We start from the raw sequence: 23,479 nt of genomic DNA, 5'->3' as shown, positions 1-23,479 counted from the left end.
AGCCACTCCGCCTCATCACCATTAATTTCAATGCGTGACTGACCGATCACCCAAAATTGTTGTGGCTACTGGACTTCTCATGGTCACGAAGAGCGTCTTATGCTTCGCTCCGTCATCAACGAGGCCCTGCCCGTGATGCGACGCGCTTGGGGAGCGCATCGAGCTACGTCATTGCACTGTCGGTGACGTAGCACCCACGCTTTGCACCACCACCACCCTTCCCGGACCCGATTTTTGGGGGTACCACTTGCGACGCTTCATGCCGTCCACCCAAAGGCTCACCACTCTCACCGGCGCCACATTCGCCGGCGTCGTCGCCACCGCCCTGTTCGCCGCGCCCGCCATGGCCTGCTCCGCCGACATCAAGGTCCACGGCAACCCCGACTGCGACACCACGACCGGCACGTTCAGCGTGACCTGGCAGCTGCGCAACCACGACGGCATCACCGCGACGCTGGACAACGCCACGTTCGAGGTCAAGCAGAACGGCACCTGGGGCCCGGGAACCGGCTCCCTCGTCACGACCACCGTGCCCGCCAGCAAGCAGGGCCAGTACGTCGACATCGCCACCCAGACCGGCATTCCCTCCGGCGCCAAGGCCAAGTTCACGGTCCACGTCGTCTGGCGCTGGGACAGCGACGGTCGGGGCCACAAGGCCGGCGACAAGGCGGGCGAGCAGACGGTCAGGAGCTCCGAGACCCTCTGCGGTAAGTGCGACAAGGTGACGCCGACGCCGACGGAGACCGAGTCGCAGAGCCCGACGCCGACGCCGACGGAGACCCAGTCGCAGAGCCCGACGCCGACGCCGACGGAGACCCAGTCGCAGAGCCCCTCGACCAGCCCCTCGGCTAGCCCGTCGGCCACCCCCTCAGCCAGTGGTGGCGCCGGCGGTGGCCCGGTCAGCCCCTCGCCCTCGAAGTCCGCGACCTCGCCGGCGCTGCCGGTGACCGGTTCGCAGACCGGCCTGTACGCGGGTGGCGCGGCCACCCTCCTCGGCGCCGGCGCCGGCCTGTTCTTCCTGGCCCGCCGCCGTCGCCTCAAGTTCGAGGTCTGAACCCCCCTCAGGCCGACGTAAGAAACTGACCCCCCGGTCAGGCTGAGCAGAACGACCGATCCCCCCCGGTCAGACTGCCGGAAGCTGACGGTGCGGGCCGACCCCGGTGGTCGACCCGCACCGTCAGCCCTTTTCGAGGTACTCCGCCCGGTCGGCGTCCACGAGCTGGTGGACCGTCGCCGCGAGCGCGGGATGCTTCGCCAGCTCGGGATCGGCGGCGATCAGCGCCATCGCGTCGGTACGGGCGTCGCGGATCAGATCCGCGTCCCGCAGCAGCGACAACAGCCGCAGGTGCGAACGCCGGCCCGACTGCGCCGCGCCGAGCACGTCCCCCTCGCGCCGCTGCTCCAGATCCAGCTCGGCCAGCTTGAATCCGTCTACCGTGGAGGCCACCGCGTCGAGCCGCTCCCGTGCCGGGGTGCCCTCGGCGGCCTCGGTGACGAGCAGACACAGGCCGGGCGCGCTGCCGCGGCCGACCCGGCCGCGCAACTGGTGCAGCTGCGAGACACCGAACCGGTCGGCGTCGAGCACCATCATCATGGTGGCGTTCGGGACGTTCACACCGACCTCGATGACGGTGGTCGCCACCAGGACGTCCAGCTTGCCCGCCGCGAAGTCGCGCATCACCGCGTCCTTCTCGTCGGCGGGCAGCTTGCCGTGCAGCACGCCGATCCGCAGGCCGTGCAGCGGACCGTCGGCGAGCAGCGGCGCCACCTCCAGGACCGCCAGCGGTGGCCGGCGCTCGCTCGCGTCCTCGGGCGGCGGCGCCTCCTCGTCCTCGTCGCCGGTCACGGCCTCACCGATGCGGGGACAGACGATGTACGCCTGGTGCCCCGCCGCCACCTCCTCGCGCAGCCGCCTCCACGCCCGGTCGAGGAACGCCGGCTTCTCGGCCGCCGGTACGACGTGGGACGCGATCGGCGACCGGCCACGCGGCAACTGCGACAGCACCGAGGTCTCGAGGTCCCCGTACACGGTCATGGCGACGGTCCGCGGGATCGGGGTCGCCGTCATCACGAGGACGTGCGGTGGCTGATCCGCCTTGGCGCGCAGCGCGTCGCGCTGCTCGACCCCGAACCGGTGCTGTTCGTCGACGACGATCAGGCCCAGGTCGGCGAAGTCCACGCCTTCGTAGAGCAGCGCGTGCGTGCCGACGACGATGCCGGCGGCGCCCGACGCGACCTCGGCGAGGGCGGCCCGCCTGGCGGCCGCCCCCATCGAACCGGTCACCAACGCCACCCGCGTCGCCTCCGCCGCCGAGCCGAGCTCACCGGCGCGCGCCATCGGACCGAGCAGCTCGAGAATGCTTCGGTAATGCTGGGCGGCGAGCACCTCGGTGGGCGCGAGCATGGCCGCCTGCCCGCCCGCGTCGACCACCTGCAGCATGGCCCGCAGCGCGCACAGCGTCTTGCCCGAGCCGACCTCGCCCTGCAGCAGCCGGTGCATCGGATGCGGCGCGGCCAGGTCAGCTGCGACCTCTTCGCCCACCCGCCGTTGGCCGTCGGTCAGCTCGTACGGCAGGGACACGTCGAACGCGGCCAGCAGGCCGTCGTCGCGGCACGGCCGGGGCCTGGCCGGCCAGTCGGCCGCCCGGTGCTTGCGCTGGGCGAGGGTGAGCTGGACGGCGAAGGCCTCGTCCCATTTCAGCCGTCGGCGGGCACGCGCGAGGGACTCCCGCGATCCCGGCCGGTGGATCTCACGAAGGGCGCTGTCGAGCCCCATCAGGCCCCGCTCGGCGCGTACCGACGCGGGCAGTGGGTCGTCCGGAGGGGCGAGCGTGTCGAGAACGACCCGGACGCACCGGGCGATCACCCAGGTCGGCACGGCCGCGGCGGCCGGGTACACCGGGATCAGGGCACCCGCGAACTCCTCGACCTCACTGGTGGCCGTCTCGTCGTCGAGCAGCACGTAGTCGGGGCTGTTGAGCTGGCGCTTGCCCCGGAACTCGGTGACCTTTCCCGCGAACAGGCCCCACCGGCCCGGCTTGAGATCCCGCTCCCGCCAGGGCTGGCTGAAGAACGTGAGCGTCAAGGTGCCGCCGGTGCCGTCGCCGACGGTCACCTCCAGCAGTTGGCCGCGTCGCTGGCGCATCGGCCGCACCGTCGTCCGCTGCACCTGGGCCATGACGGTGACCTGCTCACCGACCTCCAGCGCCCGGATGTCGGTGTGCTCGCCGCGCTCGTCGTAGCGGCGGGGGAAGTGGTAGATGAGGTCGCCGGCGGTGTGCAGGTCGAGATGTGACGCCAGCGCCTTGGCCGTCTTGTCCCCCACCAGCCCCTTGAGCGGCGTCTCGAAGGTCGTCGTCACTCCACCCCCACCAACAGCGGATAGTGCGGCTGGCCGCCGCGGTAGCAGTGCACCTCCACGAACGGCCACTCCCGGCCGACATGTTCGGTGAGGATGCCCACCAGGTCCTCGGGCACCCGGTCGCCGGTCAGCAGGGTGACCATCTCACCGCCGGCGGCCAGCAGCCGGTCGAGCAGCCGCCGGCAGGTGTCGACGAGATCCTGCCCGATCAGGGTCACCTCGCCCTGGACGAGCGCGAGCACGTCGCCGCGCCGGCAGAGGCCGGCGACCGTCAGGGCGTCCCGGCTCGCGGTCGTGACCTCCGCGTACCGGCAGGCGCCGGCCGACTCGGCCATCGCGATGATGTCGTCTTCGAACCGGCGATCGGGATCGCGCACGGCGAGCGCCGCGAGCGCCTGCACCGGGGACCGGGTGGGCACGACGCCCGCGCGGATCCCTTCGGCGCGCGCCTCCTCGGCGGCGGCCGTGGCGGCGGCGATCACATTGGGGTCGTTGGGCATGACGACGACGCTGCCCGCCCCGGTGGCACGGATCGTGTCGAGGATCTCGCCGGTCGACGGGGCGGCGCCGTCGGGATGCCGGCGTACGACGGTGGCGCCCTCGGCGGCGAACAGTTCCGCGCTGCCGTCGCCGTCGCAGACCACGACCACCGCCCGGCCCGACTGCGGCGGGCGCTCGTCGGCCGGACCGACCGGGTCGATCAGGGGAACCGGCAGGACCGCGTCCACCTCCGCGGCCATGTCGACCGCCGCCACGGGCGTCGGAGCCGGCGCGGGTGCCTTCCGCATCTCGTCGTGCCGCATTCCGTCGGGCCGCATCTCGTCGTGCCGCATTCCGTCGTGCCGCATTCCGTCGTGCCGCATTCCGTCGGGCCGCATCTGGTCGTCGAAGCGGAGCACCGAGATGCGGTATGGCCGACCGGCCTCGATGCCGGCCTCGATGGCGGCGCCGACGTCGTTGACGTGCACGTGCACGTTCCAGGTCCGATCGGTGGTCTCCCCGGCCGGTGCGCCGACCACGACCACCGAGTCGCCGAGCCGGCCGAGGACATGGCGCAGCCGGTCGACCGCTTCGGCCGGCGCGTCGAGCAGGTACTGCACCTCGTAGTCGTACTCGCCGGAGCCGGTCTCCCGCTGCGCCGCCGTCCGTGCCGGAGCCATCGGCGGCGCGGGCACGGTGTCGGCCGCACCGGGATCGGGCCGCGCGCCACCGGTCACCACCTCGACGAGCGCGTCGAGCAGGACCACGAGCCCCCGCCCACCGGCGTCCACGACGCCGGCGCGGGCCAGCGCGGGCAACTGCTGCGGGGTCCGGGCCAGCGCCTCCCGGGCCGACTCCCGCGCGGCACGCGCGACGGCCACGACGTCGTCACCGTCGACGGCCAGCGCCGCGTCGGCCGCGGCCCGCGCGACGGTGAGGATCGTCCCCTCCACCGGCTCGGACACCGCCGCCCGCGCGGAGACCGCCGCCCGGTCCAGCGCGGCCGCCAGGGCGCGGCCCCCCGCGTCGGACGCCTGCGCGAGGGACTCGGCCATGCCGCCGAACATCTGGGACAGGATGACCCCCGAGTTGCCCCGGGCGCCGAGCAGCGCACCGCGGGCCAGCGACCGCAGGATCCGGCCGAGCGGCGCCGCCGACGCGGTGGCCCCGTCCAGCGCGCCGGAGAGCGCCGCGGCCCCGTCGGCGTCGGCGAGCGCGGTGTATCCAGCCGCTACGGTGAGCACCAGGTTGGTGCCCGTGTCCCCGTCGGGGACGGGGTAGACGTTGAGCGCGTCGATCTCGTGCTGGTGCTGGCGCAGCCGCTCCAGACCGGCGGCGCACCAGTCTCGTACGACCGCGGCATCGAGGGTCTCCGGCACGTCCGGAAAGCCTAGTGCCGCCGTGCGACATCCGCCCCACCGTGTGGCGACGCCGGGCCGGTCCCGTGCCCGTTTGGTCGGCTCGATCGGCGTCAGGTACTCTCGTCAGGTTGCCCGCGGCGTCCAGTGGGCGACCTATCGCGATCAACCCAGGAGACTGCAGTGGCTAGCGTGTGCGACGTCTGTGGCAAGGGGCCGGGCTTCGGCCACAACGTATCCCACTCGCACCGGCGGACCAACCGCCGCTGGAACCCCAACATCCAGACGGTGCGCACCCCAGCCGGTGGCGGCACGACCCGTCGTATGCAGGTGTGCACGTCCTGCCTGAAGGCCGGCAAGGTCGTCCGGGCCTAATCGCCCGCTCTGCTCGCTGACCGCCGGGCCGCCGTGAGGCGACCCGGCGGTTGCGCGTACCCGCAAGCTCGCGCTACCCCGGTCGACGCGGACCGCCGGGGCCCCTCAGAGCAGCCGGCCTCAGAGCAGCCGGCCCTCAGAGCACCCGCCCGAAGCACAGGCTGCCCGGGTAGTCCTTGTAGTAGCCGAAGTTGGGCACCCGCTCGTACCCGAGCTTGCGGTACAGCGCGATCGCCTCCGGCTGGCGCGCACCGGTCTCCAGCACCGTCCGCTTCTTGCCCGCGTCGCGGGCGCTCTCCTCGATCGCCCGCAGCACGGCCGACGCCACGCCCCGCCCCCGCCAGACCGGGTCGGTGTACATCCGCTTGATCTCGGCGACCTCGTCGTCCTCGGCGAAGGTTCGCCAGCCACCGCAGCCCGCGGGCACCCCGCCCACCCACGCCACCAGGAAACGGCCCACCGGCGGCTCGAACTCACTCGCGTCGACGGGGGTGTCGTCACCATTTCCGCCGTAACGCGCGCCGAGGTCGGCCAGCGCGGCGTTGACCATCGTGCGGGCCACCGGGTCGTCGAATCGGGTCGTGCGCAGGTCGATCGCTATCACGCGTAAAGGGTACGGGGTGTCTCGGCCCTTACCGGAAATGGTCCCACCCGGCCGCGCCCCGGTACGGCGCGCCGTCCACGGTCACGCCCGCACCGTCGCCGACCGCTCCGATCACGGCCCAGCCGGCCGGCAGCGCGACGTCGGCCGGGAACGTCGCGGCGAGCGCGTGGTCGTCTCCACCGCCGAGAATCCAGTCGTACGGGTCGACGCTGAGCGCCAGCGCCGCGTCGCGGATCTGGCCCGGCACGGCGAACGCCTCCCGCTTCAGGTCGATGGCGACCCCGCTCGCGGTCGCGATGTGACCGAGGTCGGCGAGCAGGCCGTCCGACACGTCGATCATGGCGGTGGCCCCGAGCCGGGCCGCTTCCGGACCGGCCGCATACGGCACCTCGGGCCGCCGGAACGCCTCCACGAGCAGTTTCGGCGTGCGGAACCCGCGACTGAGGACGGTGTAGCCGGCGGCGGCGTACCCGAGCCGGCCGTTGACCGCCACGACATCGCCGGGGCGGGCGCCGGACCGGACGACGGGCGGCCGGCCGCCCAGATCGCCGAGCGCGGTCACGGCGATGGTCAGCGTCGGGCTCGCCGACATGTCGCCGCCCACGATGCTCGCGCCGACCCGGGCCGCCTCCGCGGCCAGCCCCTCGGACAGCTCCTCCGCCCAGCGCACGTCGAGGTTGGGCGGGGCGCACAACGCGACCAGCAGCGCCGTCGGGACGCCGCCCATCGCGGCGATGTCGGCGAGGTTTGCCGCCGCCGCCCGGTGACCGACATCACGGGCGCTCGACCAGTCGCGGCGGAAGTGGCGACCCTCGACGAGCACGTCGGTGGAGGCGGCGACCCGGGCGTCGGGCGCGGCCACCACCGCCGCGTCGTCACCCGGGCCCAGCAGGCACGCCTGGCCGTGGCGCAGCCGCGCGGTCACCCGGGCGATCAGGCCGAACTCGCCGGTGTCCGCCACCCTCATGTCGCGTTCCTCCCCGCTTCCTGACGTACCTTGCACCGCCGCACCGTCGCGCCGCCAGTACCAACACGGTTGCCGATCCGGCAGCGGATCAAAGCGCGCCTCACGGACCCCGCGCCGCTTGCGGTAGTTTCACCTGCAAGCCGCGCGCGGGGCGGCATGGAAGGAGTCATGTCGTGGTCCAGGCGTACATCCTCATCCAGACCGAGGTCGGCAAAGCCCGCGAGGTGGCCACGACGATCGGTGGTATCGCCGGCGTGGTGCGCGTCGACGCGGTGACCGGACCCTACGACGTCGTGGTGCTGACCGAGGCGCACAACGTCGACGAGCTGGGCAAGATGATCGTCAGCAAGGTCCAGTTGGTGCCGGGGATCACCCGCACCCTGACCTGCTCGGTGGTTCACCTTTAGACCATGGCAGCAGGCACCACCAGCCCGGCACGGCTGGCGACGCTGATCGCCCTGCCGATCGCCGTGATCGTCGGGATCGCGTCGTTCTGGCTGCTCGGCGGGTTCCGCGGCACCGGCTCCACCCGGCCACGTCCACAGTCGACAGCGCCCGTCGCGATGTCCGCGCCGTCCCTGGCGCCGGCCCAGGCCACCGCGTGCCGGGGCCTGGTCACCCGCCTGCCCGGCGCGCTGCGGGACCGGCCCCGACGGCCGGTCACCGCCGGAACGGATCAGAACGCGGCGTACGGGGACCCGCCGATCACCCTCGCATGCGGCGTCCCGCCGGCCTCCGTGCCGCAGACCGCCGACGTGTACGTACTGTCCGGAGTGTGCTGGTACCCGCAGCCCGGCAACGGCGGCACCGTCTGGACCACCGCCGACCGGGAACCGGCGGTACGGGTGACGGTCCCCGCCTCCTACTCCGCACCGGGGCAGTGGGTGATCGAGTTCTCCGGGCCGGTCGCGGCGACGCTCAGCCGCACCGCGACCGCACCCGCAGGCTGCCAGCCGCCGACGCCCAGCAGCTCCTAGCCGGGTCAGCGCAGACCGGTGCCGCGGCGCAGGGCCGTGCGCACCAGCCGGGAGACCAGCTTCGGGTACTCCAGGCCCGACGCCGCCCACATCCGCGGGAACATCGAGATCGGCGTGAAGCCGGGCATCGTGTTGATCTCGTTGAGGATCACGTCGAGCTCGGGGGTGACGAAGAAGTCGACCCGCGCCAGGCCCGCGCAGTCGAGCGCCGTGAACGTGCGGCACGCGTACTCGCGGACCTTCTCGATCACGTGGGCGGGCAGCTGCGGCGGGATGTCGAACTCGCACGCGTCGTCGAGGTACTTCGCTTCGAAGTCGTAGAAGGCGTGGTCGCGCACGACCCGGATCTCGGCGGGAAGGCTCGCCTCGGGCGCGCCGCCGTACTCCCCTTCGAGGACGCCGCACTCGACCTCACGCCCGATGATCGCGGCCTCGACGAGGACCTTCGGGTCGATCTCCCGGGCGAGCGCGACGGCCGCGTCCAGCTCGCTCCAGTCGTCGACCTTCGTGATGCCCATGCTCGAGCCGGCCCGGCTGGGCTTGACGAAGACCGGCAGGCCGAGCCGCTCCTTGTCGGCCTCGGACAGCGACTGGCCGGCGCGCAGCACCGCGTACGGCCCGACCGGGATGCCCTCGGCAGCCGCGAGCTTCTTGGTGAACTCCTTGTCCATGCCGGCGGCCGAGGCGAACACCCCCGCGCCGACGTACGGCAGGCCCGCCATCTCGAACAGGCCCTGGATGGTGCCGTCCTCGCCGTAGGCGCCGTGCAGCACCGGGAAGACGACGTCGATGTCGCCCAGCCCGCTGACCGCGTCGCGGGCGTCCAGCTCCCGCGTGGTCGGGTCGGGCGCGAGCACGACGGCCGAACCCGAGCCGTCGGTAACCTCAGGCAGGCGGCGTCCCTCGATCGCCAGTGACTTTCCGTCACCACCCGTGAGCACCCAGCGCCCCTCGCGGGTGATGCCGATCGGCACGACGTCGAACTCGTCGGGGTCGAGTGCACTGAGGACGCTGCCGGCGCTGACCGCCGAGATCCCGTGCTCGGTGCTGCGACCGCCGAATACAACGGCAACGCGGATCTTGCGAGGCGTAGTCACGCGCCAGACCTTACCGTGCGTGCACCACCCTCGCCTCCCAGCCGTCGGGGCACCGCGACGGTCAGGCCGTGCCGATCGGGCCGCGCGGCGGTCAGACCCAGCGGATCGGCGGCGCGCCGGCGTCGGCGAGCGCCTTGTCGATCTGGGAGAACGGGCGGCTGCCGAGAAAACCTCGCATGTTCATCGGGCTCGGATGGCCCGCTTCCAGCACGACGTGGTGCGGCCGCGTCACCAGCGCCGCCTTCTTGCGCGCGTACCCGCCCCACAGCACGAACACGACCCGGCTGTCCTTGGCGTCCAGCGCCTTGATCGCGGCGTCGGTGAAGTGCTCCCAGCCGCGGCCGGCGTGCGAGGTCGGCGCTCCACCGCGGACGGTCAGCACCGCGTTGAGCAGCAGCACACCCTGCTCCGCCCAGCCGGTCAGGTCACCGTGCGCGGGTGGCTGCACGCCGAGGTCGTCACGCAGCTCCTTGAAGACGTTGCGCAGCGAGGGTGGCACCGCCACGCCCTGCCGGACGCTGAAGCTCAGGCCGTGCGCCTGCCCGGCCTTGTGGTACGGGTCCTGGCCCAGGATCAGCACGCGCGCGGCGGCGAACGGGCACAGCCGGAACGCGCTGAACAGGTCGGGCAGGGGCGGGTAGACCGGGTGCGACGCGTACTCGCCCTCGACGAACTCGCTCAGCGCGGCCACCGTGCCGGGGTCGAGGTACGGCCGCATCACGTCACGCCAGTCGGGCGGCAGCAGCCGCATCAGGTCCAGGGCCATACGACGACCCTATTGGGTGGCCGTGGCGCCCCTATTGGGTGGCTGTGGCGTCGAGCGCCGCGGCCACGTCGGCGAGGAGATCCGCGGTGTCCTCCACCCCGCACGACAGGCGTACCAGACCCTCGGGCGCGTCGTCGCCCCACTGCGCCCGCCGGTCCGCCGTCGTGTGCAGGCCGCCGAACGACGTCGCGGCGGCGATCAGCCGGGACGCCGTCAGGAACGCGTCGACGTGCGCCTTGGACGGCAGGGTGAACGTGACGACGCCGGGGATGCGTCGCATCTGGCGGCTGGCGACCTCGTACGCCGGGTCGTACTCACGGCCCGGCCAGCGCACCGACCCGACCTCGGGCCGGGCGGCCAGCAGTTCGGCCACCGCGGCCGCGTTCTCCGACTGCCGGGCCAGGCGCAGATCCAGGGTGCCCAGCGAGCGGTGCGCCAGCCACGCCTCGAACGGACCCGGCACGCCGCCCGTACGGGCCCGCCACGTACGTAGTTCCGCCGCGAGCTCCGGCGAGGTGGCGCACGCGTACCCGAGGATCAGGTCGGAGTGGCCGGTGAGCGCCTTGCTCGCGGAGGCGACGACGAGGTCGGCGCCCAGCTCCAACGGGCGCTGGCCGAGCGGGGTGGCCGTGGTGTTGTCGACGGCGAGCAGGGCGCCCGCCCGGCGCGCCCGGTCGGCGAGCGCCGCGATGTCACAGACGTCGAGGCCGGGGTTGGCGGGCGTCTCCAGCAGCACCAGCCGCACCCCGTCGAACGACGGGTACGGCCCGGCGGTGGGCACGAACTCGACCTTCACCCCCGGCAGCGACTCCTGCGCGAACGCGCGGGCCAGGAAGTACCCGTCGGAGGGCAGGACGAGGGTGTCACCGGGGCGCAGTTGGGTCAACAGCGCCGCCGACACCGCGGCCATGCCCGACGGGAACGCGACGCACTCGCCGCCCTCCAGCTCGCCGATCGCGGCTTCGAGCCCCCGCCACGTCGCGTTGTCGGTACGCCCGTACCCGTCGACGCCGGGCTGCGGCCCGGCGACCGGATCGAGGTGGTAGGGCGCGGCGAACACCGGGCCGGCCAGGAACGGCTCGCCCGGACGGGCTGCGTCCGGCCGGCCGGCGCGCACGCACCTGGTGCTGTCCCCAAATTGAGATGTCACTCGGATTTCGGTTCCCTGCTCATCAACGTGCCGACCGCCACGCGCGGGTCGAGCCCTTCGTGGCAGACCCGCTCCACCTGCTCGGTGATCGGCATCTCCACGCCGTGCTTGTTGGCCAGGTCCCGGATCGCCAGGCAGCTCTTGACGCCTTCGGCGGTGTACCGGGTGGCGGCCTGCGCCTGTTCGAGCGTCTCGCCGCGGCCGAGGTGCTCGCCGAACGTACGGTTGCGCGACAGCGGCGACGAGCAGGTGGCAACGAGATCGCCGAGCCCCGCGAGGCCGGCGAAGGTCAGCGGGTCGGCGCCGAGAGCCACCCCGAGCCGGGCCGTCTCGGCGAGCCCGCGCGTGATCAACGTGGCCTTGGTGTTGTCGCCGAAGCCGAGGGCGTCGGCCATCCCGCAGGCCAGCGCGATCGCGTTCTTCACCGCCCCACCCAGCTCGCAGCCGATGACGTCGTCGTTGGTGTACGGCCGCAGGTACCGCGTCGCGATCGCCTTCTGCACCCGCGTCGCCCGGTCGGTGTCGGTGCACGCGACCACCGTGGCGGCCGGCTGCTCGGCGGCGATCTCGGGCGCGAGGTTGGGCCCGGTCACCACCGCGACCCGCTCCGGCTCGACGCCGGCCGCCTCGGCGATCACCTCGCTCATCCGCTTGAGCGTGCCGAGCTCGACGCCCTTCATCAGGCTGACCAGCGTCGCATCGGGCTTGAGGTAGCGGGCCCACTCACCGAGGTTGAGCCGCAGCGTCTGGGACGGGATCGCGATGACGACCAGCTCCGCCTCGTCGAGCGCCTCGCGCGGATCGACCGTGGCCGTGACGGCGGTGGGCAACCGGAGCGCGGGCAGATAGTCGGGGTTGCCGTGCCGTTCCCGGATCGCCGCCGCCACCGCCGGCCGGCGCGCCCACAGCGTCACGTCGTTGCCGGCGTCGGCCAGGACCTTCGCGAACGCGGTCCCCCACGAGCCCGCGCCCAGCACCGCCGCGCGGCTCATCGTCCGCCCTCGCTTCGCTCCGCCGGCCGATGAGACACCAAGACGCTGAGCCACCCCGTTCGCTCGCTCCGCTCGCTCATCGTCCGCCCTCGCTTCGCTCCGCCGGCCGATGAGACACCAAGACGCTGAGCCACCCCGTTCGCTCGCTCCGCTCGCTCACCTGCCGCCTCCGGTCTCCGTACGCTTCGGGGTGTTGGGGTAGAGCGGGGGCGGGGTCGCGCCCCGGACCTCGGCCAGCATGTCCCGCAGGTGCAGCATGATCGCCTCAGTGATCTCGTTCAGGACGGTGGCGGTGGGTGCCGCCCCCTGCCACTCTGACAGGTCGAGCGGCGGCCCGGCGACCACGGTCACCGGCGTCCGCGGACGCAGCCGCAGCTTCCCGGTACGCGGATCGAAGATCTGCTGCGGGCCCTCCATCACGACGGGGATGACCGGGGCGCCCGTCGAAAGCCAGAGCCGGGCCACCCCGGTCTTGCCCCGCATCGGCCACAGCTCCGGTTCCCGCGTGGTCGTGCCCTCCGGGTAGATGATGACCGTCTCGCCGTCCTTGACCGCGGCCACCGCGGCATCGAGCGCCTTGACCGCGTCGGCGGTGCCCCGGTACACCGGGATCTGGCGCACCGCGTACAGGAACGGCCCGAGCAGCGGGATGTGGAACAGGCTCGACTTGGCCAGGAACTGCGGCCAGCGCCCGGCGTCGTACACGTAGTGCCCCACGATCAGCGGGTCGGCGTGTGACAGGTGGTTGGCTGCGAAGATCACACCGCCGCTGGTGGGCACATGCTCCATGCCCGTCCACGTCCGGTGCGTCAACAACGTCAGCAGCGGTTTCGCGACGCTCACCGCCAACCGGCGCCAGAAACCCAGTCTTCGTCGCGCCACGGCCCCTCCTCGCTGCCCCGCCCGTAGCCATCCGCTCCCGCATCATGCCTGGCCCGGCGGTCATCAGGCCAGACAGGGTCGCCCCGGCCGCACCCGTGGCGTCACATGTACGCAAGGATGCCGGATGTGGCGGGCACGGGATGGATCGCGGTGATGCCGATCAAACGGCTGGAGTTGGCCAAGACGCGGCTGCGCGGCGCCATCCCCGGCATCGAGCACGACCGGCTCGTGCTGGCGATGGTCCGCGACACCCTCACGGCCGTGCGGTCCTGCCCGGTCGTGCGTCGCGCACTGGTCGTCACCGACGAGCCGGCCATGGTGGCGGCAGCCGCCGACCTGGGTGCCGAGCGCGTACCCGACCAGCCCGACGCCGGGCTCAACGCCGCGTTCGCGCGCGGCGCCGCGACGGCCGCCGGCTCCCCGGTGGTCGCGCTCACCGGTGACCTGCCGGCGCTGCGGCCGCACGAGCTGGCCGCGGCACTCACCGCACTCGGGCGCCACCCGCGCGGGTACGTTCCGGACGCCACGGGCACCGGTACGTCCATGCTCGCGGCAGCGGCCGGGGTCGACCTGGACCCGCGATTCGGGCCGGGCTCGGCGGCCGCGCACGAGGCGTCGGGCGCGGTACGGCTCGACGGGGACTGGCCGTCGCTTCGTCAGGACGTCGACACCGTGGCCGACCTCGCCGCCGCCACCGCGCTGGGCCTGGGGCGGTACACCGCCGAACTGGTCGCCGTCGCGCAGTATGGTGGCGGCCGACCGAGGTGAAGGGACGGCACATGCAGGGGACCGTGGCGACGTTCGACGAGCAGAGCCAGGCCGGCACCGTCCTCCTCGACGACGGAACGGAGGTGGCGTTCCCGGCGGAGGCGTTCACCGCCTCGGGCCTGCGGCTGCTGCGGATCGGCCAGCGGGTACGCCTCGATCGCGACGAGGCCGGCCGGGTGACGAGGGTAACGCTGCCCACACTCCCGTAACGGTGCCGCCGACCCGTTGGCCGTCCCCGTTTTTCGGGTCATGATGATCTGGTGACCGCCAGCCCGAGTCCGCGATCATCCCGGCGTACCGGCACGTCCGCGCGTTCGGCCGAGGTCTCCCCGGCCGAGCTCAACGGCGCGAAGAGAGCCGCCCGGAGCGGTCGCCTGGCCCGGCACACCGAGCCACGCACGTCGCAACCGCCCCGGTCAGCGGCGCCGGCCGAGCCCACCGCCGAACCCGACATCGCCGCGCCGGCCGTCGACGCGCTGCCCGACGACCGCTACCTCAACCGCGAGCTGTCCTGGCTCGACTTCAACGCCCGGGTGCTCGCCCTCGCCGAGGACCCGCGGACGCCGCTGCTCGAACGCGCAAAATTCCTCGCGATCTTCGCCGGCAACCTCGACGAGTTCTACATGGTCCGGGTCGCCGGGCTGAAACGCCGCCAGCAGACCGGCCTCGCCGTACGCGGCACCGACGGGCTGTTCCCCCGCGAGCAGCTGCAGCGCATCGCCGAGCGGGCCACCGAGCTGGTGTCCCGGCACGCCCGCTGCTTCGCCGGGGAGGTCCAGCCGGCGCTCGCGGCCGCCAACATCCGGATCGTGCGCTGGGCCGAACTGGAGCCGCCGGAGCGCGAGCGGATGCGGGCGTACTTCCGCGAGCACGTCTTCCCGGTGCTCACTCCCCTCGCGGTCGACCCGGCGCATCCGTTCCCGTACATCTCCGGGCTGTCGCTGAACCTCGCGGTGGTCGTGCGTGATCCGGACGGCGGCCCGGAGCTGTTCGCGCGGGTGAAGGTGCCCAACAACGTGCCACGGTTCGTCGCGGTCGAGCGGGAACCGGGCATCTCCTCCCGCGAGGGCGGCGCACCGACCGTGTACCTGCCGGTGGAGGACCTGATCGCCGCGCACCTCGGTCAGCTGTTCTCCGGCATGCAGGTGGTCGAGCACCACCTGTTCCGGGTGACCCGCAACGCCGACTTCGAACTCGACGAGGACCGCGACGAAGACCTGCTGCAGGCCCTCGAACGCGAGCTGGCGCGCCGGCGGTTCGGACCCGCCGTACGCCTGGAGGTCGCCGCCTCGATCTCCGACCACGTCCTCGATCTGCTGGTGCGCGAGCTGGACATGGACGCGCACGACGTGATCCGGGTGCCGGGCCTGCTCGACCTGTCGTCGCTGTGGCAGGTCTACAACGACACCGACCGGCCGGACCTCAAGGACCCGCCTTTCGTGCCGGCCACCCACCCCAAGTTCGCCGAGGGCGAGATTCCCCGCAGCGTGTTCAACCGCCTGCGTGAGGGCGACATCCTCGTGCACCACCCGTACCACTCGTTCTCCACGAGCGTGCAGCGCTTCATCGAGCAGGCGGCGGCCGACCCGAACGTACTGGCGATCAAGCAGACGCTCTACCGCACCAGCGGCGACTCCCCCATCGTCGACGCGCTCATCTCCGCCGCGGAGGCCGGCAAGCAGGTGGTCGTCCTGGTGGAGGTGAAGGCGCGCTTCGACGAGCAGGCCAACATCGGCTGGGCGCGGATGCTCGAGCGCGCCGGCTGCCACGTCGTGTACGGCCTGGTGGGCTTGAAGACCCACTGCAAGACCGCGCTCGTGGTGCGCCAGGAGGGCAACCAGATCCGGCGGTACTGCCACATCGGCACCGGCAACTACCACCCGAAGACGGCGCGGCTGTACGAGGACTTCGGTCTGCTCACCGCCGACCCGGAGGTGGGCGCCGACCTCACCGATCTGTTCAACGTGCTCACCGGCTACAGCCGGCAGACCGCCTACCGGCGGCTGCTCATCGCGCCGCACGGGGTGCGCAGCGGCATCATCGAGCGCATCGAGCGGGAGATCGAGCACGTCCGCGCCGGCCGGCCGGGCCTGGTCCAGATCAAGGTGAACGCACTGGTCGACGAGGAGCTCATCGACGCGCTCTACCGGGCCAGCCGGGCGGGGGTGGACGTGGACCTCGTCATCCGCGGCATCTGCACGCTCAAGCCGGGCGTACCGGGGCTGTCCGAGCGGATCCGGGTGCGTTCGATCGTGGGCCGCTTCCTGGAGCACTCGCGCGTCTTCCGCTTCGGTGACGGCGCGGTCCCGGCCCGCGGGAGCGAGGCGGAGCCCGCCGACGGAGCGGCAGCCGTGCCCGGCGGCGAGTTCTGGATCGGGTCGGCCGACCTGATGCACCGCAACCTCGATCGGCGGGTCGAGGCGCTCGTACGGGTCGTCGACCCGGCGGCGCGCGCGGAGCTCGACCGGGTGATGCGGATCGCCATGGACGAGCGCACCGCGGCGTTCGAACTGACCGCCGACGGCACCTGGCACCGCCGCTCGGCAAGCGAGGGCGAACCGCTGGTCGATCCGCAGGAAGCCCTGCTGCGGCGCATCGTCGGCAAGGTGGAGTGAGCGGGTGCGTGCGACACGCCGATCGTGATAGCGACCCGATTTTCGGGTACGGGCAGCACGTGCTGCTCCGCGAACCCGGCCCGACCGGGCGGTTGCCGTCATGACCCGGGTGGTCCGGGCCGCCGGCGGTGTCGTCTCCCGGGGCGGCGTCTCCCCAGGCGGCTCCCCAGACGGCTCCCGCGGCGATGACGACCACGAGGTGCTGCTGGTACACCGGCCCCGCTACGACGACTGGTCGCTGCCGAAGGGCAAGCTCGATCCCGGCGAACATCCCCTGCTCGGCGCCGTACGGGAGGTGCACGAGGAGACCGGCGTACGCGCGGCGCCGCGGCTGCGCGTGCACACGACGCGGTACCTCACCGGTGATCCGGACGTGGAGAAGTGCGTGGACTACTGGTCGATGGTCTGCCGCCACAGCGACTCGTTCGTCTCCAACGACGAGGTCGACGAGGTGCGGTGGCTACCTCTGGCGGAGGCGGCCAGGCTGCTGACGTACGCGCACGACCGGGGCGTCCTCGCGGCGTACCAACCGCTGTGTCGGGTCGACGGGCTCGTGATACTGCTGCGGCACGCCTCCGCCGGTGACCGTGACGACTGGGAGGGCGACGACGACGACCGCCCGCTCGACGAACGGGGCCGCACGGTCGCCCGGAATCTGGCGCCGGTGCTGGCCGTGTACGGCCCGACGCGGATCATCAGCGCCGGGCGGGACCGGTGCACGCAGACGGTCGAGCCGGTGGCGGCCGTGACGGGGTTGCCGATCGAGGTGGACGACCATTTCGACGAGTCCGCCGACGCCGCAGCGGCCGCGGCCGCCATTCAGCGGCTGGCCTCCGACGACGGCGTAACCGTGATCTGCAGCCAGGGCGGGTTGATTCCCGACGTGGTGGCCACGCTGTCCCGACGGGATCCCGACCGTTACCGCACGCCGAAGGGTTCGGCCTGGGCCCTCGGCTTCGCGGGCGCGGACTTTGTCGCGGCCGACCGGCTGGACGTGGAACGTCCGTCAATGTAGGAAAAGTGGCTTGAATCAACGAACAAAGAAGGCCGGGCAACTCTGCCCGGCCTTCTTCTCGCGGTATCGGTTAGCGCTTCTTCGCCGCAGCCCTTTTCGTGGCCGGCGCCGCCTTGGCGACGGTGGCACGAGCGGTCGTCGACTTACGCGGCGACGTCGCCGCAGCCGCCTTGGTGGCCTTGGTGGCCTTGGTGACCTTGGTCGCCTTGGTCGCCGTCTTGGCCGGAGCGGCCTTGGCGGCGGTCTTGGTGGCGGTCTTCTTGGCCGGAGCCGCCTTGGTGGCAGCAGCCGTCTTGGTCGCCTTGGCGGCCGTCTTGGCCGGAGCGGCCTTGGCGGCGGTCTTGGTGGCGGCCTTCTTGGCCGGAGCCGCCTTGGTGGCAGCAGCCGTCTTGGTCGCCTTGGCGGCCGTCTTGGCCGGAGCGGCCTTGGCAGCCGTCTTGGTCGCCGGAGCCGCCTTGGTGGCAGCAGCGGTCTTGGTGGCCTTGGCGGCCGGCTTGGCCGGAGCAGCCTTGGTGACCTTGGCCGCCTTCGGCAGCTTGCCGCTGGCAACCAGTTCCTTGAAACCGGCGCCCGGGCGGAACGCCGGAACCGAGGTCTTCTTGACCTTTACCGGCTCACCCGTACGCGGGTTGCGAGCGGTTCTGGCGGCCCGCGCCTTCTTTTCGAAGACGCCGAAGCCGGTGATGGCGACCTTGTCGCCCTTGGTCACGGCGTTCTGGATTTCCGACAACACGGCGTCCAGCGCCTGCGTCGCGGCCTTCTTGTCACCCAGACGGGCCGAGAGCGCATCGATGAGCTCCGCCTTGTTCACGATTTCCTCCTGTACGTGGAGACTGCGCGACTCCATCTACGCGCAACATCGGTCTCAACTGTCAGGATACAAATACTTTCCGAAAAAGAAATCATTGCCCTACAACAGGTTTGGCCGGCGGCCCAAATGGACCACCGGCCAAACTGCCTGTCAGATCTAGATTACAGCCGGCATCCACTCCGGACGCCGCGCCTCATAGGCCGTCACGTCGGCCTCGTGGCGAAGCGTCAGCGCAATGTCGTCGAGCCCTTCCAGCAGCCGCCAACGGCTGAAATCGTCCAGCGGGAACGCCCATACGTTGGCGCCGGCGCGAACTTCGCGCTTCTCGAGGTCGACCGTGACCGCAAGCGCTGGGTCCGCCTCCACGGCGTCCCAGAGCGCTTCCACCGCCTCCAGTTCGAGCTCGACCGGCAGCAGGCCGTCCTTGAGAGCGTTGCCCCGGAAGATATCCCCGAATCGGGGGGCGATAACCGTCCGGAATCCCCAGTCACGCAAGGCCCACACCGCGTGCTCGCGGGATGATCCGGTGCCGAACTCCGGGCCGGCGACCAGGACCGAGGCGCCGGCGTACGCCGGATTGTTGAGCACGAAGTCCGGGTCGGCCCGCCAGGCGTTGAACAGGCCGTCGGCGAATCCGGTCTTGGTGACCCGCTTCAGGTACACCGCGGGGATGATCTGGTCGGTGTCCACATTGGAACGACGCAGCGGCACGGCGGTGCCGGTGTGAACGGTGAACTTGTCCATTTCCCTTACCTCAGTTCAGATCGGCGGGCGCGGTCAGGCGTCCCGTTACCGCGGTCGCCGCCGCGACGGGCGGGGAGACCAGGTGGGTACGGCCGCCGCGGCCCTGCCGGCCCTCGAAATTGCGGTTCGAGGTCGAGGCCGAGCGCTGACCGGGCTTGAGGGTGTCCGGGTTCATGCCCAGGCACATCGAGCATCCAGCAAAGCGCCACTCGGCGCCGGCCGCCGTGAAGATCTCGTGCAGGCCCTCGGCCTCGGCCGCCTCGCGCACCGCCGCCGAACCGGGGACGACGAGCATCCGCACCCCGTCGGCGACCTTGTGGCCGCGCAGCACCTCCGCGGCGGCCCGCAGGTCCTCGATCCGGCCGTTGGTGCAGGATCCGAGGAACACCACGTCCACGCCGACGTCCCGCAGCGCGGTTCCGGGCCGCAGGTCCATGTACTGGAGCGCCTTCTCGGCCGCGGTGCGCTCGACCTCGCTGTCGAAGCTCGACGGGTCGGGCACGACCCCGTCCAGCGGCACGCCCTGACCCGGGTTGGTACCCCACGTCACGAACGGGGTCAGCGTGCTCGCGTCGAGCGTCACCTCGGTGTCGAACCGGGCGCCCTCGTCGGTGCGCAGGGACCGCCAGTACTCCACGGCGCGGTCCCAGTCGGCGCCCTTGGGCGCGTGCGGACGGCCCTTGAGGTAGGCGAACGTGGTCTCGTCGGGCGCGATCAGACCGGCCTTGGCGCCCCACTCGATGGACATGTTCGAGATGGTCATCCGGCCTTCCATCGACAGCTTCTCGATGGCGGGCCCGCGGTACTCGACGATGTGGCCACGCCCGCCGCCGGTGCCGACCTTGGCGATGAGCGCGAGGATCAGGTCCTTGGCGGTGACGCCGAACGGAAGCTCACCGGTGACGTTGACCGCCATGGTCTTCGGCTTGTGCTGCGGCAGGGTCTGGGTCGCCAGCACGTGTTCGACCTCACTGGTGCCGATGCCGAACGCCAGCGCGCCGAACGCGCCGTGGGTCGCGGTGTGCGAATCGCCACAGACGATGGTCATACCCGGCTGGGTGACCCCCAACTGCGGGCCGATCACGTGCACGATGCCCTGCTGAGCGTCACCGAGCGGGTGCAGCCGGAGGCCGAACTCCGCGCAGTTCTTGCGCAGCGTCTCGATCTGGGTCCGGCTCACCGGGTCGGAGATCGTGATCAGGTTGTCGGTCGGCGTGTTGTGGTCCTCGGTGGCGAGCGTGAGATCGGGCCGGCGGACCGGGCGTCCGGCCAGCCGAAGGCCGTCGAACGCCTGCGGGCTCGTCACCTCGTGCAGCAGGTGCAGATCGATGTACAGAAGATCGGGCTCGCCGTCTGCCGACCGGACGACGTGCGCGTCCCAGACCTTCTCGGACAGGGTGCGTGGTGCTTCTCCCAGCATCTGGACATCCTAAAGTTTGGGAGGTATGTTTCGGTTCGTGGGACACAGTATGAGCGGTGTGGGCGTACTCGACAAGGCGGTGGTCATCCTCTCCGCCTGCGTTGATGGTGCTAGCCTGGCCGAACTTGTCGAGCGCACCAAACTTCCGCGGGCCACCGCACACCGGTTGGCGCAGGCCCTGGAGATCCACCGGATGTTGGTCCGCGACACCCAGGGACGCTGGCGGCCCGGCCCGCGCCTCGGCGAGCTCGCCAACTCCGCGCCCGATGTCCTCCTGACCGCCGCCGAGCCGATGCTCGCCGCGCTGCGCGACGCCACCGGCGAAAGCGCCCAGCTCTACCTGCGCCGCGCCGACGAACGGCTCTGCGTCGCGGCCGCCGAGCGGTCGAGCGGCCTGCGCGACACCGTCCCGGTCGGGTCCGCGCTGCCGATGACGGCCGGTTCTGCCGCGCAGGTGCTGCTCGCCTGGGAGCCGCCCGAGGCCGTCATGCCGCTGCTGCCCCGCTGCAAGTTCACCGGCCGGACCCTCGCTGAGGTACGCCGTCGCGGCTGGGCCCAGAGCGTGGCCGAACGGGAGCTGGGTGTGGCGAGCGTCTCCGCCCCGATCCGGGACCGCACCGGCCGGGTGATCGCGGCGATCAGCATCTCCGGCCCGATCGAGCGCCTGGGCCGCCGCCCCGGAGACCGCCACGCGATGGCCGTGGTCCGCGCCGGCCAGCGCCTCTCAGGCCTGTAGGCGGCCTCCCGCTACACACGCCCGCCCACCGCGCCCAGGATCCGCGCAAGGTGTCACACACTGCGGCCATCCCGAGCCGGGATACCGCAAAGAGTCACACCGTGCGCGGATAAGGCGAGCAGCGCACACGAAAAAGCGCCCCGGAGTTTCCTCCGGAGCGCTTTTCGCTGTAGCCCCGACCGGATTCGAACCGGCGCTACCGCCTTGAGAGGGCGGCGTCCTGGGCCGCTAGACGACGGGGCCAGGCACCGATGCAGAGCATCGATAAAGCTGGGGTACCAGGACTCGAACCTAGACTAACGGAGCCAGAATCCGTTGGGCTGCCAATTACCCCATACCCCATCGGTGCTCGTTGCACCGGGGAGAACTGTACCTGAGCCGATCTGCACCGCCAAATCGGATCCCCGCACCGGCGTGGCGCGGCCGCGTTACTCCAGCGCCAGGACCCGGTTGGTCAGCGTCCCGACCTGCGCAATCCGCACGCTGACGGTGTCGCCCTCGACCATCGGGCCGACGCCGGCGGGCGTTCCGGTGAGCAGCACGTCGCCGGGCAGCAACGTCATCACGTGTGACACGTACGACACCAGGGTCACCGGGTCGAAGATCATGTCCCGGGTGCTGCCGAGCTGCCGCACCTCGGCCTCGGTACCGGCCGGCGCGTTCGCCGGGAGCACCTCACAGCGCACCTCCAGGTCGGCGGCGTCGATCCCGGTCACGATCCACGGCCCGAGCGGGCAGAACGAGTCGAACCCCTTGGCCCTGGTGAACTGGACGTCGCTGCGCTGAAGGTCCCGCGCGGTCACGTCGTTGGCGCACGTGTACCCGAAGATCGCCTTGGCCGCCGCGGCCTTGTCCGCGCGACGCGCGCCGGGCGGACCGATCACGACGGCCAGTTCGGCCTCGTGCTCGACCTGCTTGGACTGCGGAGGCAGCCGTACCACGTCGTCGGGGCCGATCACCGAGGTCGACGGCTTGAGGAACATCAGCGGCTCGGCGGGGACCTCGCTGCCCATCTCGGCCGCGTGCTCGGCGTAGTTGCGGCCGATGGCCACCACCTTGCTGGGCAGGATCGGCGACAGCAGGCGTACGTCGGCGAGCGCCCAGCGCTCTCCGGTGAATCGGATCTCCCCGAACGGGTGGCCCTCGATCTGCGCGACCGTCAGGCCCTCCGCGCCGGCTTCCGGCTCACCCTCGACGACTCCGAACGACATCCCACCAGCGTGGGCGAAACGAGCGATACGCATCCGGCAAACTTATCCCTCCCGGTGATCAGCGGCACTCGTCGGCCTCGCGCACGGCCAGCGCCGTCACCGGTCGCCACACCTGCTGCCACACTGAAACGGTGATCGTGACCGTGGAGATCCTCGAGCCCGCCGCCTGGCGGCGCCGGATGACGGCACACGAACACCGGGTGGACGGATGGATCACGCCGCATCTGGCGCGCCGCCGGGCCGGTGTGAAGCACCCGGTCGAGGACTTCCTGTTCACGTACTACTCGTACCGGCCGGCTCAGCTGCGGCGCTGGCATCCCGGCGCCGGCGTGGCCCTGGCGGAAGCCGGAGACCTCGGCCCGGACTACCGGGCCACCCCGGACGGCACGACGGTGGATGTCGAGGCGTTTCTGGCGCGGCGCGGGCGGTCGGTCGCCTGGATCCGCGACCTGCTCGCCGCGACGGCGTCGCGTCCGGCGCACCTCGGCTGCTTCGGGCTGCACGAGTGGGCCATGGTCTACCGGCAGTCCCAGGACCAGGTGCGGCACAACGCCTGGCCGCTGCGCCTGTCCCCCGCCGAGACCGCCGCCGTGGTCGAGGAGCGCGGCGTACGGTGCAGCCACTTCGACGCCTTCCGGTTCTTCACCGCGCCCGCCCGTCCGCTGAACCTCCTCCAGCCCACGCGGGAGACTCAGCGCGACAACGAGCAGCCCGGCTGCCTGCACGCCAACATGGATCTCTACAAGTGGGCGTACAAGCTCAGCCCGCTCGCGTCGAGCGAACTCGTCGCCGACTGCTTCGCCCTCGCCCGCGACATCCGCGCCCTCGACATGCGCGCCAGCCCGTACGACCTGGCCGACCTCGGGTACCCGCCGGTGCGCATCGAGACGGCCGAGGGCCGCGCGGAGTACGCCGCCGCCCAGCGGGCGTTCGCCGGTCGGGCGGAGCCGTTGCGCGCCCGACTGGTCGCGCTGACCGAGGCCGTACTCGGCGGGTCCGTGCGGCCGGTCCCCGGGCAGGTCGATGGACGGTATGCGCAAAGTTGCTCTACGTGACAGAAGGCGGCGGTTACGAGCGAGGATCCGCAGGTCAGAAGCGCTGGTGACAACTGTCACGCGGCGGTCATCGGCCGGTCGTACGGGGTGCACGA

General features: G+C 71.8%; 23 protein-coding genes and 2 tRNA genes. 10 read left to right on the top strand and 15 right to left on the bottom strand.

Annotation, left to right across the window (positions count from 1 at the left end):
- Positions 1-259 precede the first annotated feature (259 nt).
- Positions 260-1,054: an LPXTG cell wall anchor domain-containing protein gene (locus HC031_RS32390; RefSeq protein WP_205862077.1), complete on the top strand. Its 795-nt coding sequence runs from the start codon at positions 260-262 to the stop codon at positions 1,052-1,054.
- A gap of 123 nt (positions 1,055-1,177) precedes the next feature.
- Here the strand turns inward: HC031_RS32390 and recG are convergent, their stop codons facing one another.
- Together recG and HC031_RS00275 are read right to left on the bottom strand one after the other, a co-directional pair.
- A complete protein-coding gene (gene recG, locus HC031_RS00280; protein WP_167923074.1) occupies positions 1,178-3,361 on the bottom strand; it encodes an ATP-dependent DNA helicase RecG in 2,184 nt (727 codons plus the stop codon).
- The gene (locus HC031_RS00275; RefSeq protein WP_167923073.1) at positions 3,358-5,220 is read right to left on the bottom strand and encodes a DAK2 domain-containing protein; all 1,863 of its coding nucleotides are present in this window, start codon (positions 5,218-5,220) and stop codon (positions 3,358-3,360) included. The genes recG and HC031_RS00275 overlap by 4 nt, the downstream gene beginning before the upstream one ends.
- A 162-nt stretch (positions 5,221-5,382) precedes the next feature.
- Between HC031_RS00275 and rpmB the strand changes: the two genes are divergently transcribed.
- The gene (gene rpmB / locus HC031_RS00270; RefSeq protein ID WP_167923072.1) at positions 5,383-5,574 is read left to right on the top strand and encodes a 50S ribosomal protein L28; all 192 of its coding nucleotides are present in this window, start codon (positions 5,383-5,385) and stop codon (positions 5,572-5,574) included.
- A gap of 136 nt (positions 5,575-5,710) precedes the next feature.
- Here rpmB and HC031_RS00265 read toward each other — a convergent pair whose 3' ends face one another.
- Entirely contained in the window at positions 5,711-6,124 is a 414-nt protein-coding gene (locus tag HC031_RS00265; RefSeq protein ID WP_167923504.1) for a GNAT family N-acetyltransferase, read from the bottom strand.
- An 82-nt stretch (positions 6,125-6,206) separates the two neighbouring features.
- On the bottom strand, positions 6,207-7,145 hold the full coding sequence (locus tag HC031_RS00260; RefSeq protein WP_167923071.1) for a thiamine-phosphate kinase: 939 nt from the start codon (positions 7,143-7,145) through the stop codon (positions 6,207-6,209).
- Between the two features lie 173 nt (positions 7,146-7,318).
- Here HC031_RS00260 and HC031_RS32755 point away from each other — a divergent pair, with 173 nt between their 5' ends.
- Together HC031_RS32755 and HC031_RS00250 are read left to right on the top strand one after the other, a co-directional pair.
- Positions 7,319-7,552 carry an Lrp/AsnC ligand binding domain-containing protein gene (locus HC031_RS32755; RefSeq protein WP_167923070.1) on the top strand — a complete coding sequence of 78 codons (234 nt, stop codon included), beginning with the start codon at positions 7,319-7,321 and terminating at the stop codon, positions 7,550-7,552.
- Between the two features lie 3 nt (positions 7,553-7,555).
- On the top strand, positions 7,556-8,122 hold the full coding sequence (locus tag HC031_RS00250; protein ID WP_167923069.1) for a DUF3515 domain-containing protein: 567 nt from the start codon (positions 7,556-7,558) through the stop codon (positions 8,120-8,122).
- Positions 8,123-8,127: 5 nt separating this feature from the next.
- Here the strand turns inward: HC031_RS00250 and HC031_RS00245 are convergent, their stop codons facing one another.
- From HC031_RS00245 to HC031_RS00225, 5 genes are all read right to left on the bottom strand, one after another.
- Entirely contained in the window at positions 8,128-9,219 is a 1,092-nt protein-coding gene (locus HC031_RS00245; protein ID WP_167923068.1) for a D-alanine--D-alanine ligase, read from the bottom strand.
- Between the two features lie 91 nt (positions 9,220-9,310).
- Positions 9,311-9,985: a uracil-DNA glycosylase gene (locus tag HC031_RS00240; RefSeq protein ID WP_167923067.1), complete on the bottom strand. Its 675-nt coding sequence runs from the start codon at positions 9,983-9,985 to the stop codon at positions 9,311-9,313.
- A 31-nt stretch (positions 9,986-10,016) separates the two neighbouring features.
- Positions 10,017-11,135, bottom strand: coding sequence for a cystathionine gamma-lyase (locus HC031_RS00235; RefSeq protein WP_167923066.1), 1,119 nt, complete (start codon positions 11,133-11,135; stop codon positions 10,017-10,019).
- Positions 11,132-12,127, bottom strand: coding sequence for an NAD(P)H-dependent glycerol-3-phosphate dehydrogenase (locus HC031_RS00230; RefSeq protein ID WP_167923065.1), 996 nt, complete (start codon positions 12,125-12,127; stop codon positions 11,132-11,134). Before HC031_RS00230 ends, HC031_RS00235 begins: the two co-directional genes overlap by 4 nt.
- 156 nt (positions 12,128-12,283) lie before the next feature.
- On the bottom strand, positions 12,284-13,009 hold the full coding sequence (locus tag HC031_RS00225) for a 1-acyl-sn-glycerol-3-phosphate acyltransferase (protein WP_167923064.1): 726 nt from the start codon (positions 13,007-13,009) through the stop codon (positions 12,284-12,286).
- Positions 13,010-13,162: 153 nt separating this feature from the next.
- On the opposite strand from HC031_RS00225, the gene cofC reads away from it, so the two are divergent.
- The 4 genes from cofC (at position 13,163) to HC031_RS00205 (ending at position 17,407) form a co-directional block, all read left to right on the top strand.
- Positions 13,163-13,777 carry a 2-phospho-L-lactate guanylyltransferase gene (gene cofC, locus HC031_RS00220; protein ID WP_240942000.1) on the top strand — a complete coding sequence of 205 codons (615 nt, stop codon included), beginning with the start codon at positions 13,163-13,165 and terminating at the stop codon, positions 13,775-13,777.
- An 11-nt stretch (positions 13,778-13,788) separates the two neighbouring features.
- Positions 13,789-13,986 (top strand): cold-shock protein, encoded by a 198-nt coding sequence (locus tag HC031_RS00215; protein WP_167923062.1) that lies wholly within the window; start codon positions 13,789-13,791, stop codon positions 13,984-13,986.
- Positions 13,987-14,037: 51 nt separating this feature from the next.
- Complete coding sequence (locus HC031_RS00210) at positions 14,038-16,392, top strand: RNA degradosome polyphosphate kinase (RefSeq protein ID WP_338090413.1); 2,355 nt, start codon at positions 14,038-14,040, stop codon at positions 16,390-16,392.
- 100 nt (positions 16,393-16,492) lie between these two features.
- Positions 16,493-17,407 carry an NUDIX hydrolase gene (locus HC031_RS00205; RefSeq protein ID WP_167923061.1) on the top strand — a complete coding sequence of 305 codons (915 nt, stop codon included), beginning with the start codon at positions 16,493-16,495 and terminating at the stop codon, positions 17,405-17,407.
- A gap of 70 nt (positions 17,408-17,477) precedes the next feature.
- On the opposite strand, the gene HC031_RS00200 is transcribed toward HC031_RS00205, so the two are convergent.
- The 3 genes from HC031_RS00200 to leuC all read right to left on the bottom strand — a co-directional run bounded on the left by HC031_RS00200 (position 17,478) and on the right by leuC (position 20,382).
- Positions 17,478-18,218 carry an HU family DNA-binding protein gene (locus tag HC031_RS00200; protein WP_338090412.1) on the bottom strand — a complete coding sequence of 247 codons (741 nt, stop codon included), beginning with the start codon at positions 18,216-18,218 and terminating at the stop codon, positions 17,478-17,480.
- Between the two features lie 156 nt (positions 18,219-18,374).
- Positions 18,375-18,962 (bottom strand): 3-isopropylmalate dehydratase small subunit, encoded by a 588-nt coding sequence (gene leuD / locus HC031_RS00195; RefSeq protein WP_167923059.1) that lies wholly within the window; start codon positions 18,960-18,962, stop codon positions 18,375-18,377.
- 10 nt (positions 18,963-18,972) lie between these two features.
- Positions 18,973-20,382 (bottom strand): 3-isopropylmalate dehydratase large subunit, encoded by a 1,410-nt coding sequence (leuC, locus tag HC031_RS00190; protein WP_167923058.1) that lies wholly within the window; start codon positions 20,380-20,382, stop codon positions 18,973-18,975.
- A 49-nt stretch (positions 20,383-20,431) separates the two neighbouring features.
- On the opposite strand from leuC, the gene HC031_RS00185 reads away from it, so the two are divergent.
- Positions 20,432-21,118 (top strand): IclR family transcriptional regulator, encoded by a 687-nt coding sequence (locus HC031_RS00185; protein ID WP_167923502.1) that lies wholly within the window; start codon positions 20,432-20,434, stop codon positions 21,116-21,118.
- Between the two features lie 170 nt (positions 21,119-21,288).
- On the opposite strand, the gene HC031_RS00180 is transcribed toward HC031_RS00185, so the two are convergent.
- The 3 genes from HC031_RS00180 to HC031_RS00170 all read right to left on the bottom strand — a co-directional run bounded on the left by HC031_RS00180 (position 21,289) and on the right by HC031_RS00170 (position 22,362).
- Positions 21,289-21,361: transfer RNA gene (locus HC031_RS00180), tRNA-Glu, on the bottom strand.
- 27 nt (positions 21,362-21,388) lie between these two features.
- A tRNA-Gln gene (locus HC031_RS00175) sits at positions 21,389-21,460 on the bottom strand.
- A gap of 86 nt (positions 21,461-21,546) precedes the next feature.
- The gene (locus HC031_RS00170; protein WP_167923057.1) at positions 21,547-22,362 is read right to left on the bottom strand and encodes a fumarylacetoacetate hydrolase family protein; all 816 of its coding nucleotides are present in this window, start codon (positions 22,360-22,362) and stop codon (positions 21,547-21,549) included.
- Positions 22,363-22,508: 146 nt separating this feature from the next.
- On the opposite strand from HC031_RS00170, the gene HC031_RS00165 reads away from it, so the two are divergent.
- Entirely contained in the window at positions 22,509-23,384 is an 876-nt protein-coding gene (locus HC031_RS00165; protein WP_240941999.1) for a 3-methyladenine DNA glycosylase, read from the top strand.
- The last annotated feature ends 95 nt before the right edge of the window (positions 23,385-23,479 follow it).

It is taken from the genome of Planosporangium thailandense, assembly GCF_011947195.1.
Classification (GTDB): Bacteria; Actinomycetota; Actinomycetes; order Mycobacteriales; family Micromonosporaceae; genus Planosporangium; species Planosporangium thailandense.
Note: the sequence above shows the minus strand (reverse complement) of the source record. Positions and strands in the feature narration are given on the sequence as shown.